Source organism: Allomuricauda sp. ANG21 (assembly GCF_040705235.1).
Taxonomy (GTDB): Bacteria; Bacteroidota; Bacteroidia; order Flavobacteriales; family Flavobacteriaceae; genus Flagellimonas; species Flagellimonas marina.
Genome location: NZ_JBFCVT010000002.1, coordinates 142,143 through 159,330 on the forward strand (window position 1 = coordinate 142,143; position 17,188 = coordinate 159,330).

19 protein-coding genes are annotated in these 17,188 nt (G+C 41.9%); 14 read left to right on the forward strand and 5 right to left on the reverse strand.

Going from position 1 to position 17,188, the window contains the following annotated elements:
* Positions 1-70: 70 nt before the first annotated feature.
* Positions 71-1,906 carry a DUF4270 family protein gene (locus tag AB1A65_RS02940; protein ID WP_366585478.1) on the reverse strand — a complete coding sequence of 612 codons (1,836 nt, stop codon included), beginning with the start codon at positions 1,904-1,906 and terminating at the stop codon, positions 71-73.
* A 5-nt stretch (positions 1,907-1,911) separates the two neighbouring features.
* Complete coding sequence (locus AB1A65_RS02945) at positions 1,912-2,721, reverse strand: glycogen/starch synthase (protein WP_366585480.1); 810 nt, start codon at positions 2,719-2,721, stop codon at positions 1,912-1,914.
* Between the two features lie 102 nt (positions 2,722-2,823).
* Between AB1A65_RS02945 and panC the strand changes: the two genes are divergently transcribed.
* The 5 genes from panC (at position 2,824) to radA (ending at position 7,654) form a co-directional block, all read left to right on the forward strand.
* Positions 2,824-3,672, forward strand: a complete 849-nt coding sequence (gene panC / locus AB1A65_RS02950) for a pantoate--beta-alanine ligase (protein WP_366585482.1) — start codon at positions 2,824-2,826, stop codon at positions 3,670-3,672.
* A 12-nt stretch (positions 3,673-3,684) separates the two neighbouring features.
* Complete coding sequence (gene panD / locus AB1A65_RS02955; RefSeq protein WP_036380451.1) at positions 3,685-4,035, forward strand: aspartate 1-decarboxylase; 351 nt, start codon at positions 3,685-3,687, stop codon at positions 4,033-4,035.
* Positions 4,036-4,037: 2 nt separating this feature from the next.
* Positions 4,038-5,003, forward strand: a complete 966-nt coding sequence (locus AB1A65_RS02960) for a lysylphosphatidylglycerol synthase transmembrane domain-containing protein (protein ID WP_366585484.1) — start codon at positions 4,038-4,040, stop codon at positions 5,001-5,003.
* Between the two features lie 25 nt (positions 5,004-5,028).
* Positions 5,029-6,174, forward strand: coding sequence for an alpha/beta hydrolase-fold protein (locus tag AB1A65_RS02965; protein ID WP_366585486.1), 1,146 nt, complete (start codon positions 5,029-5,031; stop codon positions 6,172-6,174).
* A gap of 118 nt (positions 6,175-6,292) precedes the next feature.
* Positions 6,293-7,654, forward strand: a complete 1,362-nt coding sequence (gene radA / locus AB1A65_RS02970; protein WP_366585488.1) for a DNA repair protein RadA — start codon at positions 6,293-6,295, stop codon at positions 7,652-7,654.
* Between the two features lies 1 nt (position 7,655).
* On the opposite strand, the gene AB1A65_RS02975 is transcribed toward radA, so the two are convergent.
* On the reverse strand, positions 7,656-8,696 hold the full coding sequence (locus AB1A65_RS02975; RefSeq protein WP_366585490.1) for an aldo/keto reductase: 1,041 nt from the start codon (positions 8,694-8,696) through the stop codon (positions 7,656-7,658).
* A gap of 61 nt (positions 8,697-8,757) precedes the next feature.
* Positions 8,758-9,522 carry an exodeoxyribonuclease III gene (locus AB1A65_RS02980; protein ID WP_366585492.1) on the reverse strand — a complete coding sequence of 255 codons (765 nt, stop codon included), beginning with the start codon at positions 9,520-9,522 and terminating at the stop codon, positions 8,758-8,760.
* Positions 9,523-9,649: 127 nt separating this feature from the next.
* On the opposite strand from AB1A65_RS02980, the gene AB1A65_RS02985 reads away from it, so the two are divergent.
* The 6 genes from AB1A65_RS02985 to AB1A65_RS03010 all read left to right on the forward strand — a co-directional run bounded on the left by AB1A65_RS02985 (position 9,650) and on the right by AB1A65_RS03010 (position 15,391).
* A complete protein-coding gene (locus AB1A65_RS02985; RefSeq protein WP_366585494.1) occupies positions 9,650-10,162 on the forward strand; it encodes a hypothetical protein in 513 nt (170 codons plus the stop codon).
* Between the two features lie 27 nt (positions 10,163-10,189).
* A complete protein-coding gene (locus tag AB1A65_RS02990) occupies positions 10,190-10,744 on the forward strand; it encodes a cysteine hydrolase family protein (RefSeq protein WP_366585496.1) in 555 nt (184 codons plus the stop codon).
* 31 nt (positions 10,745-10,775) lie between these two features.
* Entirely contained in the window at positions 10,776-11,879 is a 1,104-nt protein-coding gene (locus tag AB1A65_RS02995; RefSeq protein WP_366585498.1) for a Gfo/Idh/MocA family oxidoreductase, read from the forward strand.
* 36 nt (positions 11,880-11,915) lie between these two features.
* A complete protein-coding gene (locus tag AB1A65_RS03000; RefSeq protein WP_366585500.1) occupies positions 11,916-13,976 on the forward strand; it encodes a TonB-dependent receptor in 2,061 nt (686 codons plus the stop codon).
* A 70-nt stretch (positions 13,977-14,046) separates the two neighbouring features.
* A complete protein-coding gene (locus AB1A65_RS03005; RefSeq protein ID WP_366585502.1) occupies positions 14,047-14,694 on the forward strand; it encodes a Crp/Fnr family transcriptional regulator in 648 nt (215 codons plus the stop codon).
* A 70-nt stretch (positions 14,695-14,764) separates the two neighbouring features.
* On the forward strand, positions 14,765-15,391 hold the full coding sequence (locus tag AB1A65_RS03010) for an NAD(P)H-dependent oxidoreductase (RefSeq protein ID WP_366585504.1): 627 nt from the start codon (positions 14,765-14,767) through the stop codon (positions 15,389-15,391).
* A 27-nt stretch (positions 15,392-15,418) separates the two neighbouring features.
* Here AB1A65_RS03010 and AB1A65_RS03015 read toward each other — a convergent pair whose 3' ends face one another.
* Complete coding sequence (locus tag AB1A65_RS03015) at positions 15,419-15,607, reverse strand: hypothetical protein (RefSeq protein WP_366585506.1); 189 nt, start codon at positions 15,605-15,607, stop codon at positions 15,419-15,421.
* A 94-nt stretch (positions 15,608-15,701) separates the two neighbouring features.
* Between AB1A65_RS03015 and AB1A65_RS03020 the strand changes: the two genes are divergently transcribed.
* Genes AB1A65_RS03020 through AB1A65_RS03030 form a run of 3 tightly spaced genes read left to right on the forward strand, consistent with a single transcriptional unit; the run spans position 15,702 to position 17,151 of the window.
* Entirely contained in the window at positions 15,702-15,926 is a 225-nt protein-coding gene (locus tag AB1A65_RS03020; RefSeq protein ID WP_366585508.1) for a helix-turn-helix transcriptional regulator, read from the forward strand.
* A gap of 32 nt (positions 15,927-15,958) precedes the next feature.
* Complete coding sequence (locus tag AB1A65_RS03025) at positions 15,959-16,585, forward strand: hypothetical protein (protein WP_366585510.1); 627 nt, start codon at positions 15,959-15,961, stop codon at positions 16,583-16,585.
* A gap of 53 nt (positions 16,586-16,638) precedes the next feature.
* The gene (locus tag AB1A65_RS03030; RefSeq protein WP_366585512.1) at positions 16,639-17,151 is read left to right on the forward strand and encodes a DUF3124 domain-containing protein; all 513 of its coding nucleotides are present in this window, start codon (positions 16,639-16,641) and stop codon (positions 17,149-17,151) included.
* The last annotated feature ends 37 nt before the right edge of the window (positions 17,152-17,188 follow it).

Here is a 17,188-nt window from a genome sequence, read left to right on the forward strand (position 1 = left end):
TAACTAAAAATCAACCAAACGACACGCCCAAAACGATGAACAACATAAAATTAACCATAAGAAGCAACTTCTAGTTCGCTTCGGTATAGTAAATTTCAAGTTTTAATTTCTTGTCTTCGTTTGCGGCGTCAACATTGCTGCCATAAAGTATGGTGCCCAAGGGGCTAATAGATGCCCGAACCGGTATGTCAATTCCATCACCGCTGCTGTCCATGCCCTCCTGCACGGTTGCAAACCTAATATTAGAAGTATGTGTTAATGCAAGGCTTGCATTTGTGGAATCCCTTACAATTATATTGTTGAGATGTTCTGTTATTCTAATGGTATATTTTAAACCTCTGTTATTTTCCTTTTGTATGATACCATCATGATTCAGATAAATTCCCAACGGCGCATTATTTGCATCGTTTATATTTCCATTGTTTTCAGTGGGTATATTGTACAAAGGCTGGTTTGTCTCTGCATTATACAGATAAAGTCGAGGTGGTTCATCAACAACATCTCCCAAAGAGTTTCTATCCACATAAAATACCAAGTTGGCCTCGTTTATGATCCAATTATTTTCCCGAATCTGGTTTATTATTGCGCCTCCACCGTTCAAAGTCTCTTCAAACAAGCGTATTTCCGCAAGGGTCTTTGCTCCTTTAACGTAAATACGCGATGCATTTTCACCATTGTCCAACGCTCCCTCAATATCTGGCATTAGGGGGTCTTCCTCAAAAATATTGATGGCATTCCCAACAAAAGAACTGTTACTGACCGCCAATAAATTAAGCGTATAGTCTCTTTCAGCCGTTTCAACGACCTCATCCTCGGAATTGTAATCTTGATATTCGTAGGTGATGGCAATATTGGCTTCGGTCAAATCGAGCAGAAACATTAATTGCTCTGAATCAGTGTCAGCAGCAGAAATATGTATTCCTCTGAAGAAATTGGCAAAATTGGATTGGCTCAATAACTCCGGTTGCCCTTCTTTATCCAAAATGTTCTCTTGAAAGAAATCAGGGTTCAACGGTACACGAATTCCTGGAGGCCTCCGTGTAGCCACCACAGTTTCAGATTCGTCCACATCAGTATCAGGGTCATCCTCCGCAAAAATCAAAGTTTCTTTATTGTCAATTGTTACCGTTTTCTGACCGGGAATCGTAAGTTCCTCACCAACAAAGCTTGAAAAATCCTGATTGGAAAAATAACGCTGCCGTTCCTCAAAGTTGGTGTTGGGATCCAAATCCCTTAGAAAATAGGTGGATCTTGACACAGTAATATCAAAAGTTTGGGTCCTATCACCGTAAATACTGTCCAAATCAAAGGTTCGGGGAAAAATATTGGCCACAAAACCTTCTCCCGAGCCATCTTCATCTGGATCTAGGGGGTTCGAGCCAATGTTCTTTTCATCAATATCCGTTACACCATCGCCATCTGAATCTGAGGTAGGGTCGAAAGGATCGTCGTCCAACTCATTCGCCACACCATCCCCATCGCTATCGTTGGATACCGATGGCGGTGTTTGGAAAGGAATAAATAAATAAACCTCTTTTACCGTTTCTTCTTCGGGAATGGTAGAATCATTATCGTCGGAGTCCGCATTGTTCTCCGTAGTTTGGGAAAAATCTCCAAAAATAGGTTCGGAGCTTGGCAGGGTCACTTGGGTTATTATACTTGCCTTGCGTTTTCCATAAACAGGATCATTGTAAGTACCCAACTGGTATAAGGGCAAACGATTGGTCTGCACGGCAGCAATGCCCTTGTTAAAAGCAAAAACATCATACTCTGCCTTGCCCGTGGTAAAGGGCTCTCCTCCCACAACACCTTCCCCAATGGTGTCCAGTTCATCTTCACAAGAAGCAGTCATCAAAAATAAAGCTCCAACCAAGGTTGAAACTTTCATCATCCTGGAAAATTTCATGCAATTTATTTTAAAACCTCTGTTTTATAGAAATTTGTGTATGCTTCCTCTGCTTCCTGAAGAGAAACATAAGGCAGCACCGGTTTGGAAAGATTGGCTATGTGGTTCTTTAAATCCTCTGACACCTCTTCCGCGGCTAAAATAATGGCATCGGAATGATCTACGGCAACCTTTAACAAATTATTATAGTCGGGGTGCTCAAGAGATGAAATGTGTGCTTTATCAATTCCATCAAAAGCAATTTTATTGATCATCTCTGGATCCAACTCCCCTTCATAACTTTTGTTATAGATGGAGGTTACTATTTTGCTGTCAGCGAACAACGGTTCGTCAGCATAGTATTTTCTAAGGTATAATGGAAGTAAAGAAGCCATCCAGCCGTGCACATGGATGATATCTGGCGACCAGTTCAACTTTTTAACCGTCTCCACAACTCCTTTGGCAAAGAAAATGGCTCTTTCATCATTGTCTTGAAATAGATTTCCTTCTTTGTCAGTAAATGTTGCCTTCCGCTTAAAATATTCTTCGTTATCTATAAAGTATACCTGAATTCGCTCCCTTGGGATGGACGCAACCTTAATGATCAACGGCATGTCCATGTCATTGATGACCAGGTTCATCCCCGATAACCGAATTACTTCATGCAATTGATGTCTCCTTTCATTGATGTTTCCATATCTTGGCATAAAAATGCGGATTTGCCCACCATTGCTATTGACCATGCGTGGCGCTTCGTACGACATTAAGGAAACCGGATTCTCTGGGAGGTAAGGAACTAATTCAGAAGATACAAACAATATCTTTTTACCATTCATAAACACTTTCTTTTGTTTATCCGAAAAACGTAGCTGCAAAAGTACAAAAATTATGCTGATTACCAGTATTTATAGTATTTTTGCACGCTTTTAAACTATGTAATGCACATTTTTGACCATAAAAAAGAACTCATGTCCTTTCTACAGAAAGAGCGCAACAACAACCGTACCATTGGGCTGGTGCCCACCATGGGCGCACTTCATGAAGGTCATATTTCCTTGGTCAAAAAAGCTCTTTTGGAGAATGATTTGGTGGTGGTAAGTATTTTTGTGAACCCAACCCAATTTGACAAAAAAGATGATCTTGAAAAATACCCCAGGAATCTTGAAAGGGATCTAAAACTTTTGGGGCTCGTATCAGAAAATATTATTGCTTTTATTCCTTCTGTAGATGAAATCTATGGCAAGGACATTAAATCTAAAACATACGAGTTCGATGGTCTGGACAAGGTGATGGAAGGTGAATTTAGAGCCGGTCATTTTGACGGTGTGGGTACCATTGTGGAACTTTTTCTGAGAACCGTTTTACCGAACAGAGCCTATTTTGGGGAAAAGGATTTCCAACAACTCCAAATCATTCGCAAGATGGCAGCTTCCAAGAAATTACCTTGCAAAATCATTGGGTGCCCCATAGAGCGGGAACCCCATGGCCTGGCCATGAGTTCTCGTAATGAAAGGCTCTCAAAAACGACTAGGGAAGAGGCGAGTTTCATTTATGAAACCCTACAGTCTGCCAAATCAAAATTTGGCACGGAAAGTGCAAAGAATATTACGGATTGGGTAAAGGATGGGTTTGAAAAAAATCCGTTGTTTGAATTGGAATATTTTCAAATTGCAGATGAGGATACGCTCACTCCAATGCTCAAAAAACAAAATGACACAAAATATAGGGCGTTCATTGCCGTTTATGCCGATGGTGTTCGCCTCATAGATAATCTAAGATTGAATTGATACATTTGCACCATGCAAGTAGAAGTTGTAAAGTCTAAAGTCCACAGGGTAAAAGTAACAGGAGCCGACCTTAATTATATCGGCAGCATCACCATTGATGAAGACATCATGGATGCCGCCAATATCATTAGGGGTGAAAAAGTGCAGATTGTGAACAACAACAACGGCGAACGGCTGGAAACATACGCCATTCCCGGGCCTCGTGGTTCTGGGGAACTTACCTTAAATGGTGCCGCAGCCAGAAAAGTGGCCGTGGGCGATGTATTAATTCTGATCACCTATGCCTGGATGAGCATTGAAGAAGCCAAGTCATTCAATCCCGCTTTGGTCTTCCCCAACGAAGCCACCAATCTTTTGAACTAATTTTGGGCACATCCCTAAAAAAATTCCTGAAGATTTTTGTTCCCATTGCCGTTGGGCTCTTTTTGGTTTGGTATTCCTATAACTCCACCACCCCAGAAGAACGACAACAAATTATCCATTACATCTCCAATGCAAGCCCTTTTTGGGTGACCGTTTCCGTAATCTTGGGTATTTTAAGCCATATTTCCCGTGCCGTTCGGTGGAACTATCTTTTGGAGCCCATGGGGTATCGCCCCAAAATCATCAACAATATCTTTATTGTACTCATTTCCTATTTCGCCAATCTGGGAATTCCAAGGTCAGGCGAAATCTTGAGGGCCACCGCTTTGACCACCTATGAAAAAGTGCCTTTTGAAAAAGGATTTGGCACCATTGTTACCGAAAGGGTCATCGACCTATTGATGTTGTTGTTGGTCATTGTCATAACCCTATTGCTCCAAACCGATATCATTTTGGCCTTTTTGGAAGAAAAAGGGGTTAATCTTATTGGTGCCTTTGGTATTCTACTGGTTGGCATTGTTGGTCTTTTTTTGGCCACTGCTGTCATCCGAAAGTCAAAATCAGCCATGGCACAAAAACTCAAGGCCTTCTTGAACGGCCTGCTCGATGGCGTCCTCAGCGTCTTCAAAATGAAGAAAAAATGGGCCTTTATTTTCCATACCTTTTTTATTTGGGCAGCTTATATTGGCATGTTCTGGGTCATCAAACACACCGTCACCGAAACCATATCACTATCCCTGAGCGAACTTCTAGTTGCTTTCGTGGGAGGTGCCTTTGCCATGTCCACCACCAATGGTGGAATAGGTCTTTATCCTATTGCCGTAAGTGCCGCTTTGGGCATTTTCGGAATCAGCTCTGTTTCTGGCGATGCTTTTGGTTGGATCATGTGGATAGCCCAGACCTTAATGGTTGTGGTTTTCGGTACAATATCCTTCATCGTCCTACCGTTATTGAATAGAAATAGGTAGGCCCCGACCAGCTAAATCTTAACCAATGAAAAAATGTCTATTGTTTCTTTTGATGGGCTTCGTATGTCTTAATCTTGGAGCACAAGTAAAAAAAGAAATCTTTGAATCCTTCAAACTTCAGGAACGAAGGGACGTCTCCTATTATTTTCCCGAAGATTATACCGATGAGAAAAAATATCCCTTACTAATTGTTTTGGATGCCGAATACCTATTTGACCTTGTTGTGGCCAATGTAAAATTCCAGAGCAGATTAGGGCGCATGCCCCAAGCCATTGTTGTGGGCATTGATCAAGGCAAAAACGATATCCGTTGGGAAGATTGCGCTTATGAAGAGGATTCCGGACTTCCTTCAGACAAAGGAAAAATGTTCTTTGAGTTTTTGGGAACCGAAATCATTCCCTATATCGAGACCAATTACAATATTGCCCCATTCAAAATGTTTGTTGGGTACGACATTACTGCCAATTTTGGTAATTATTACCTATTCAAAGACCGATCTCTTTTCAACTCGTATGTAAGTATCTCTCCTATTTTGGCCCCTGAAATGGAAAATAGGGTTCCTGCCCGGTTGTCCGCTTTGGACCAAGAGATTTTTTACAATGTCATTGTAGAAAAAGAAGCATCGGATGACAGACAGCTTATCCTTCAGATGAATCACAACATCAAATCCATCACCAAGGAATCCTTACATTATTTCTTTGATGAGTACGAAAATGCCGATCATGTTTCCATTGTAGCTTACGGAGTCGGAAAGGCTTTTGATAATGTGTTCAACATGTTCAGGCCAATTTCACCAAAAGAGTACAAAACAGAAATCATTACCTCAGATGAGCCTGCTTTTAAATACTTGGAGGATAGGTATGCTTTGATCGAAAAACTCTTTGGTTTTGAAAAACCCGTGGAACTCAATGATATTATGGCCATTTATGCCGCGTGTAGAAAAAAGGACGATTTTGAATCCCTAAAACCATTGGCAGAACTCTGCAAGGAACAATATCCCGAGACCATGATGGGCTTCTATTTTGAAGGCGAGTACTACGAGGAAATTGGCGAACCTAAAAAAGCCTACAAAACCTTTGAAAAGGCATTCCAAATGGAGGAAATCGACTTTTTGACGAAGGATATGGCCCTTGAAAAAATAGATGCCCTCAAAGCAGATTTTGGATATTAGATTATCGGAAAGTTGGACTTTTGGATCTTTAGACGGTGCAATCCAATAATCCAACTAGCTAAGTATCCATAAATCCAACAATCTAAATCCATATCTTTAGGCCCCTCATTACGTTGGAATGGCCAAGACCAAAACTGCTTTTTTTTGCCAAAACTGTGGCACCCAATACGCTAAGTGGGTCGGGCAATGCTCTGCTTGCAAGGAATGGAACACCATTGTGGAAGAAGTTGTCCAAAAAGAAGACAAAAGAGGTTGGAAAGCCAGCAATGTTTCAGACAAAAAGGCCAACAAACCCCTTCGGGTCTCCGAAATTACTCATGAAAGCGAGCTTCGACTGGACACGAAAGACCAAGAGTTCAATAGGGTTTTAGGAGGTGGATTGGTTCCCGGCTCCCTGACCCTGTTGGGCGGTGAACCGGGCATTGGTAAGAGTACCCTGCTCCTTCAGATTGCGTTAAAGTTGCCTTTTAAAACTTTGTATGTTTCGGGCGAGGAAAGTCAACGGCAAATTAAGATGAGGGCAGACCGCATTCAACCTAATAGTGAAACTTGTTTTATCCTCACCGAGACCAAAACCCAAAACATCTTTCAGCAAATTGCTTCGCTGGAACCGGATTTGGTCGTCATCGATTCCATCCAAACCCTGCACACCGATTATATTGAATCGGCCGCCGGAAGCATTTCACAGATTCGGGAATGTGCTGCGGAACTCATTAAATTCGCCAAGGAAAGTCATACTCCGGTGATTTTGGTGGGACACATCACCAAAGATGGCACCATTGCAGGACCCAAAATATTGGAGCATATGGTGGATACAGTACTTCAGTTTGAGGGTGACCGCAACTACGTGTATCGTATCCTCCGTTCCCTCAAAAACCGTTTCGGTTCCACCGCAGAATTGGGCATTTATGAAATGCAGGGCAGCGGACTTCGTGAAGTGAACAACCCTTCCGAAGTGCTCATTTCCAAAAACGAGGAAGACCTCAGTGGTACGGCCATTGCCGCAACTGTGGAAGGCATGCGTCCTTTACTGATTGAAATTCAAGCTTTGGTCAGCACTGCCGTTTACGGAACACCACAGCGTTCCGCTACGGGATTCAATGCCAAACGATTGAACATGCTCTTGGCCGTGTTGGAAAAACGGGCGGGTTTTAAGCTGGCCGCCAAGGATGTTTTTTTGAACATTACTGGGGGGATTTCTGTGGATGACCCGGCCATAGATTTGGCCGTTATGGCCGCCATTCTTTCCAGCAATGCCGATATTCCCATTGAAAAAGGGGTCTGTTTTGCTGCTGAAGTGGGTCTCGCTGGGGAAGTTCGGCCTGTACAACGGGTAGATCAGCGCATTCTGGAAGCTGAAAAACTGGGTTTCACCACGATTTATGTTTCCAAAAGCAACAAAATAGGGCTAAAAAGCTCTGCAATCCAGATTCAGAAAGTGAATAAGATTGAAGATGTAGTTGGGTTACTGTTCGGTTAAATTATGGCGCCGGATTCGGAATAGCATTGTGGATTTCCTCAATACCCTTCAGCACCTCATCCGAAAGATTTACTTCAATACTGCCAATATTTTCTTTGAGCTGCTCCATGGTAGTCGCCCCAATAATGTTGCTTGTTACAAACGGACGGGTATTCACAAAGGCCAAAGCCATTTGCGCCATGCTCAACCCATGCTTCTGGGCCAATTCCGCATACTTTTTAGTTGCTTCTACAGCAGTTTCACCACTGTATCGATTATAATTTGGGAAAAGGGTAATCCTTCCTTTTCTGGGAGGAATCTCATCCAGATACTTCCCGGACAACACACCAAATCCAAGCGGTGAATAGGCCAAAAGTCCTATCTGCTCCCGCATTGAAATTTCTGAAAGTCCCACTTCAAAAAGGCGGTTCAACAAACTATATGGGTTTTGAATCGTCTTTACTCGAGGTAAGGTTCTGTGCACCTTGCTCTCCTCTAAAAATCGCATGGTTCCCCAAGGTGTTTCGTTTGAAAGACCCAAATGCCGAATCTTTCCTTCGGCAATCAAATCCCGAAAAGTTTCCAAGACTTGATGAATGTTATCGTCCCACGAATCTACGGCATGGGCATTATAGCCGCGTTGCCCAAAATAATTGGTGTTCCGTTCTGGCCAATGCAGTTGGTACAAATCAAGATAATCCGTTTGGAGTCGCTTTAAACTCTTTTCCACAGATTCAATAATTTCTCGTTTATTGAACCCTTCATCCCTAATGAACGAAGCCGGCCCTCCCGGACCTGCCATTTTGGTGGCCAAAACAACCTTATCCCGATTGCCTGTCTTAGCAAACCAGTTTCCGATGATTTCTTCGGTAACGGCATACAGTTCTTTCTTGGCAGGAATGGGATACAGTTCTGCAGTATCAAAAAAGTTTACGCCTTGGCCCAATGCATAATCCATCTGCTCAAAACCTTCATCCTGGGTGTTTTGGCGCCCCCAGGTCATGGTACCCAAACAAATCTTACTTATTCTGATATCCGTATGTGGAATTCGCGTGTATTTCATCAAGCTTAATTTTTAAACGACTAAGGTAGTCAATCCTAATTTTTGGGTTTTAAAGCAATTGTTATTTTTCCAACTCCAACAAAATGGGACAATGATCGCTGTGCTTGGCCTCCGAAAGAATTACGGAGCGCTTTAATCGGTCTGCCAAAGACTCGTTCACCATGCCATAATCCAAACGCCAACCTTTGTTGTTGTTCCGGGAATTGGCCCTATAGCTCCACCACGTATAATTGTGGGGCTCTTTGTTAAAATGCCGAAAACTGTCAATAAAGCCACTATTTATAAAACTCCCAATCCACTCGCGCTCTACAGGTAAAAATCCAGATACATTTTTGTTCCGCACCGGGTCATGAATGTCTATGGCTTCATGGCAAATATTGTAATCCCCACAGATTACAAGATTGGGGCGCTCTTTTCTAAGTTCATCAGCATACTTTTGAAAATCGGCCATATAGGTCAGCTTATGGTCCAATCGGGCCAAGTTGGTGCCAGATGGTAAGTACATGCTCATAATGGAGACATCACCATAATCAGCACGAATGTTTCGCCCCTCAAAATCCATATAGTCGATGCCCGTGCCGTATTCCACATGGTCTGGTTGTTCTTTGCAAAGCAACGCTACTCCACTATATCCTTTTTTCTGCGCACTGAACCAATAATGATATGGATATCCAGCTTCCTCCAAAACAGAGGTGTCCACCTGTTCCTTCATCGCCTTAATCTCTTGCAGGCAAACCACATCGGGATTTACCGTCTTCAGCCATTCCACAAACCCCTTATTGATGGCAGCGCGAATGCCATTTACATTATATGAAACAATCTTCATGCTCAAATTTTGCCTAAAAATAACCATTGCAGCTCTTTTGTTAAAATAAAGCAAGTCTGCATTCATACTGTACCTTTGTTTTTGGAATGCTAATTGATTATCCTTCTTGAATTTAAAAACATGCCTCATGAAAAAACTTTTGCTTCTTGGGTTCCTGCTCTCCGGTTTTGTTATGTCGGCCCAAGCCTACCCTCCACTTTACAATAGCAATGAAATCAAGCTGAACATAGGTTTGTTTTTGGCCACTTCCACGGTTGAAGGCTCCTACGAATACTACTTTAGTGAAAACGCCAGTATTGGTGCAACGGTTTATTTTGATAATGATGCCACCGATTACAACGGTGATTTTGGAATTGGACCCAATTTCAGGGCTTATTTTGGCTATCAACCCAGAAGCGGATTCTTTGCCGAAGCCTTTGGACTCTACTACACAGGTGAGGATGAAATTGATAATGACCTTCAACCAAACAGGGATTACAGCACCACAGCTTTAGGATTGGGCCTGGGCAACAAATGGTCTACCCGAGACCAACGATTCACCGTGGAAATTTTCGGTGGTTTGGGTCGGAACATTAATCCAGAGGATTTTCAGGATGACTTTATGTACCGCGGGGGACTGTCTGTGGGTTTCCGGTTTTAATCTTTATTTTTATGAGAAATTTAGGGAATGACCACCTTACTCCTTATCGATATTCAACAAGGGCTTCAGGAAATGGAATTTTACGGAACGGAACGAAGCAATCCGCATGCGGAGGCCAACTGTTCAAAAATCCTGACTGTTTTCCGACAGAAAAAATGGCCTATCTTTCATGTGCAGCACTGCTCCACTAATCCAGAATCGCCCCTACATCCGAGTAAAGCCGGAAATAATTTCCATCCCTTGGTAAAACCTTTGGACAATGAGCCTATCATTCCAAAAAATGTGAACAGTGCCTTTATCGGAACCGATTTGGAAACTAGGTTGAAATCGGAAAAAATAAACGATTTAATCATTGTTGGCCTAACCGCGGAGCACTGTATTTCTACTTCGGTTCGCATGGCATCCAATTTAGGTTTTAACGTTACATTGATTTCGGATGCCACTGCCGCTTTTGATAAAATTGGAGTGGATGGCAAACGGTTAAGTGCTGATATTATCCACAATGCTGCCTTGGCCAACCTCAAGGATGAGTTTGCCAAAGTGATGAATACAACAACTTTGTTGAAAGAACTGGCAGATTAGTTCTTATTTTTAAGCCCAATTAAACAAACACATGCTTCGCAATCTCATTGCCCTTATTTTTTGCACGATTAATGTATCGGTTGGTCTATCCCAAGAAAAACCCTTAAAAATTGGAGTGGCCGGGCTCACCCATACCCATGTCCATTGGATTTTGGGCCGTGAAGACATTGGTGATATAGAACTTGTGGGCATCGCTGAATCCAATAGGGAGCTGGCCCAGCGATATGCCGACCAACATGGTTTTTCCATGGATTTGGTCTACGATTCGCTGGAAGAAATGATAGCTGCTGCGAAACCTGAAGCAGTAACGGCCTTTGGGACCATATACGACCATTTGGAAGTTGTACAGACCTGTGCTCCAAAAGGTATTCATGTAATGGTTGAAAAACCTTTGGCCGTAAATATGGACCACGCTACAAAAATGAAGGCCTTGGCCGAAAAATATAATATCCATCTGCTCACCAACTATGAAACTACCTGGTATCCTACCAATCACATGGCCAAAGAACTATTGGATCAGGGAAAAATTGGGGATTTGCGCAAAGTAATTGTGCGAGATGGACACCGGGGTCCCGTTAAAATAGGGGTCAACCAAGAATTTTTGGAGTGGCTCCAAGACCCCATTCTCAATGGTGGTGGCGCTATTACCGATTTTGGTTGTTACGGGGCCAATCTTATGACCTGGCTCAAAAAAGGAGTGCGTCCCAAAACGGTTACAGCAGTGACCCAGCAACTTCAGGCCGAAAACAACCCCAAGGTGGATGACGATGCCACCATCATACTTACCTATGATGATTCCCAGGCCATTTTGGAACCCTCATGGAACTGGCCCATTGGCAGAAAAGATATGGAACTCTATGGACTTACCGGAGCCATTTATGCCGATAACCGCAACACCTTACGCATCCGTATGGCGGAAGGGTATGATGGCTATGACGAAGAAAAAATGGTTCTTGAGGAAAGACCTACTCCGTATAACGATCCCTTTTCGTTGCTTGCCTCAGTCGTCCGAGGTAAAATTACCCTTTCGCCACATGACCTTTCTTCTTTGGAAAATAATATGATCGTTGTGGAAATTTTGGATGCTGCCCGAAAGAGTGCCAAAAATGGCAAAACCATCAATCTTAAAAAATAATAGCTTTTGTTCGCATATAACTCCCCTACAAACACAATGAAACTACTTTTTTACAGTATAGCGCTACTCTGTACAGCACATATTTTGGGTCAAGACATTCAAAAAGATTCCATAACACAGCTGGATGAGATTATCTTAACTGAAGATCTCGCTCCCAAAAAAGCCACGGGAATTACGGCTTCGTCCACCATCAGCACCAAAACCTTTGAGCGCTTTAACCCAACTGATATTCCATCCGCAGTGAACCAAATTTCAGGAGTATATATCCTCTCGGGGGCAATCAATACCAACCGGATTACCATTCGCGGAGTGGGTGCAAGAACCTTGTACGGAACTGACAAACTTCGAATGTATTTCAACGGCATTCCTGTGACCAACGGTACTAATTTTTCTGATATTGAGGCTTTCGATTTAGAAAATTTGGGTTCTCTTGAAGTCATTAAAGGACCTAAAGGAACGGCCTACGGTACTAACTTGGGCGGTGCCCTAATTTTGGATACCAAATCGGCACAAACAGATGAGACCCATCTTATCAATACCGCCACAGTGGGTTCATACAATATGTTGAAGGACAACCTCTCTTTCACCCATTCTGAAAAAACCTTCAACCTGACTTTTAGTTACAACCATTTGGAAACGGATGGGTATCGGCAGAACAGTTATTTTGAGCGTGATGGATTTTTATTGACCAGTAACATCAACCTCAATGCAAAAAGTAGTGTGGGTGTATTGGTGAATTATATCGATTACACTGCGGGTATTGCCAGTTCCATCAACCAGACCGATTTTGAGGAAGACCCTACCCGCGCCGCTGGAAACTGGCTGGCAGCCCAAGGCTTTGAAGCTAACAAATATGTACTCACAGGTTTGTCGCACACCTATCAATTTTCGGAAGCGTTCAAAAACACCAGTAGTATTTTTTATACCTACACGGACCATTACGAGCCACGTCCATTCAATATTTTGGATGAATTCACCAACGGTTTTGGTTTCCGAAGTCAATTTGAGGGAAGTTTTGACAAAGCTGAATACACCTTTGGGGCCGAACTTTACAAAGATGAATACCATTGGGGCACGTTTGAAAATCTCTACCAAGACAACAATGGGAATGGAAGTCTTCAAGGTGACCGTTTGAGCCAAAATACCGAGTTCCGAAGACAGTTCAATGCTTTTGGGACCTTCACCTACGCCTTGACCACCGACTTATCTGCCCAAGTGGGGCTCAACCTCAACAAGACGCATTACAACTTTAAGGATTTGTTCAATCAAGGTGCGGCCAACACCTCTGCTATTCGAGATTTTGATGCCATCCTTCTGCCCAGTTTTGGATTGCAATACGCCCTGAATAATGGGAATCTATATGCCAACATCAGTCGTGGATTTTCCAATCCCAGTTTGGAGGAGACTTTGACACCCGAGGGCGTCATCAACCCTGATATTGCCCAAGAAACGGGCACCAATTACGAAATTGGGGCGCAATGGACTTGGTTGCAAAAACGCTTTTCGGCCAACGTGGCATTATATCGAATGGACATCAATGATCTTTTAGTGGCCCAACGCGTGGGCGAGGACCAGTTTGTGGGTGCCAACGCAGGGGAGACGCGTCACCAAGGCGTGGAAATGGACGTAAAATACATTGCCAGACTTTCCAACCAACTATCCTTGGCACCTTATTTTAGCTACACGTTTAACGACCATGTGTTTGTGGATTTTGTGGATGAGGACAATGATTATTCCGGCAATCCGTTGACCGGAGTGCCCAAACACCGATTGAATACGGGGGTAGACCTGCAACATTCCAATGGTTTACAACTGAACCTTACCCACCAATATGTAGACAACATTCCGTTGAACGATGCCAACACCTTGAGCAGTGATTCCTTTAACGTTTTTAATGCCCGATTGGGGTACAAAACCCAACTCTCCAACCACTTTTCATTGGGAGTGTACTCGGGAATTAATAATGTGTTTGACACGAATTATGCGCAATCTGTGTTGATCAATGCCACGGGCTTTGGCGGTTCACAACCTCGCTTCTTTTACCCCGGAAATGCCAGAAACTATTTTGCCGGGGTACGTTTGGGGTATCTTTTTTAGGAATGGTTTGGTGGATTAGGTGAAAGTGCGGTAGTGGCCAAAAATGCCTCTACCAAGTTTTTAAAGGTGATTGGGGAATGATATCATGTTTCTTCTTCAAACAACTTACTCTTATCCGCTATCTTTGAAGAGATTATATGATATTCAAATGCATCCTCAACTAATACAAAATATATCAAAACACGTACAGCTTAGTCCTAAGGAAAAAGGCCTTTTTGACACTTTTTGGACAGAAAAAACTTTGCATAAAGGGGATTATCTTTTAAGGAATGGTGAGGTTTGCAAAAATGATAATTATATCATATCTGGTGCACTTAAAGCATTCTACATAAATTCAGATAAGGGCAAGGAAGAAATTCTTTATTTTTCCATTGATGATTGGTGGGCCACAGATATCCTAAGTTTCCAAAGGCAGAGACCATCATTGTATAACATACAAGCACTAGAGGAAACGAGGTTGTTGCAAATCAATTATCAGTCCTTTCAAAACATGTTGGTCGCTATACCAAAACTTGAACGGTATTTTCGTGTTATTTTGGAAGTCTACCTAGGCAGTTTGCAGCGAAGAATCATAGTTGGCAACACCTATGACGCTGCCTATAGATATTCTACATTTTTAAAAGATTACCCAAAAATTGTACAAAAAGTGCCTCAATACTTGATTGCCTCTTATCTAGGTGTCTCTCCCGAATTTATAAGTCGTATCAGAAAAAAATAAATCTTTATTGAACTAGGTCAATTTTTACATTTTCATTTCGTGCCAATTTTGCACTATAAAAATAAGGCACATGAAAAGAGTACTTATCATCAACGCAAGTGTACGAGATAAAAAATCACAAAGCAGAAAACTTACGGAACTGTTCATGAAAAATTGGAGACAAAAGTATCCTGAAGATATTTTTACCTTCAGGGAGGTTGGGCTCAATATTATTCCTCCAATTGATGAAAGTTGGATTGCCAGTGCATTCATAAGTCCAGAAAAACGAACCAATGCCAATCAGAAAGGTGTTTTGTTGAGCAATGAGTTCATCAAAGAGTTGAAAGAAAATGACATTTATGTAATTGGAAGTCCTATGTACAATTGGTCCATACCAAGTGGATTAAAAGCATATATTGATCAAGTCATGCGTATCAATGAGACGTGGAAATTCCGTTCCGGTAAACCTGATGGGGATTACGTTGGACTGTTGGAAGATAAAAAGTTGTTTATTCTATCCAGTAGGGGAGATACGGGTTATGGTGAAAACGAAAAAAACGAGCATATGAATTTTCAAAGCACCTATCTCAAGTTCATTTTTGGAATCATGGGTGTTGTGGACATTACCACAATTTCATTGGACAATGAAGAGTTTGGAGGTGAAATATTTGAACATTCAAAGCAGGAAATCCGAAAAAAAATTGCCATGATTGAATAGTTGTCCCCTAACAACATGTATAAAGCGTCAACCCAAAACTCGCTTTATCCCCTTCAACGCTGTCACCACATCCTGCACTTCAATCTGTTCAAAGGCATCTTTTTCCAAGTAAAACAACATTTCCACGGCCAGGTCAAAGTAATGAGCCAGGACCTCGGGGGTGCCGTAGGTATCGGTGATCCATGCTTGGAGCTGTGTGATTTGGATTTCGTTCATGTTTTGGACATTTATATCTAAAGATATAAAAAGAATTCAAAATAACTACTAATTAGTAGTTACTTATTAATAGCACTCTTGATTTCTTTACTTTATGGACAAATCCAAAGAGATTAAGAAGTTAGCAGAGCGTATCAAATCCTTACGGCTTCAAAAAGGATACTCAAGCTATGAAGGTTTTGCCAATGACCACGGTATCCATCGTGCTCAATTTGGTCGTTATGAAACTGGAACGGATATGCAGTACACCAGTCTTCTTAAAATTGCCCAAGCATTTGACATGACCCTTGACGAATTTTTCAGTGAGGGTTTTGATTAAACTAGCAGGGGTCTCTTGTAAATTTTCATATTGTGAATAAATACAAATTCGTAGAGAAATTTCAGGATAAAACAGATTCTGAACTTCAAAACATCATTTCAGACAAAAAATCCTATGTTGAAGAAGCCAGGTTTGCTTCCCTTCAAATCCTAAAAGAGAGAAATGGTAACTCACCAGAACTAGAAACTTTAGAAAAAGAATTGACTGAAGCCAAAGTAAGGAAGACAGCCTTGCAAAAACAGAATACGGAAGAGAAAAAGAAGAAGGATTTTCTAACCGATGACCCCGATGCCCCAGAGCTACACTCAAAGAAAGTCATTCTTGTATTTTCTGCAATATTTTCGACAATTTTCGGAGCTGTTCTATTGATGTATAATATGAAGCAAACCAACAATGGAAAAGGCAGAATCCAAGTTTTAATTTTTGGAATCCTTTATACCATATTAATAATGATAATTGTCAACACATTGAAAACCAGTTTTAATATTTCCATAATATTAAACCTTATAGGAGCTTCAGTCTTAAATGAATATTTCTGGAACAAGTTCATTGGAAAAGAGTTTTTGTATAGAAAAAGAAGTTGGATAAAGCCTGCGATAATTTCTGTAATCATTACTGTTCCCTTTATTTTGGCACTCATTTATGGTGATAGCCTCTAAAGCTGAATAAGCAATCTAAGAATCCGTATCTTAGTCAGACCTAACATCATCCTATGCAAAAGTTGGTCCTGATTGTTTTGTCACTTTTTATCTTTTCCTGCGTCGAAAAAGAGCAAAAAGAGGTGAGTTCCATGCATCCGGTAAACTGGAATAACCGCATGGCAACCCTTTCGGCCAGTGATTCCTTGGTACAGGGCATTAGTTACCTTTCTGTGTATTCCCAAATCTATAGCGAAACGGAGCATCGTACACACAACCTTACAGGGACCATCAGCATGCGGAACACCAACCTTAGGGACACCATCTACATCCGAAAAGCGGAATATTTTGACACGCATGGCAATTCCATCCGCACCTATTTCAACAAACCCATCTATATTAAACCCATGGAAACCGTGGAAATTGTGATTGATGAAAAAGACCAATCTGGGGGAACGGGGGCCAATTTCTTGTTTCAATGGTCTATAAAACCCAACACCCACGAACCCTATTTTGAAGGGGTGATGATCTCCACTTCGGGACAACAGGGCCTTTCCTTTACCACAAAAGGCATTCGGGTTGAATAAACCCAGGGGAACATTTGCCTTAGATTTAATTCGCCGA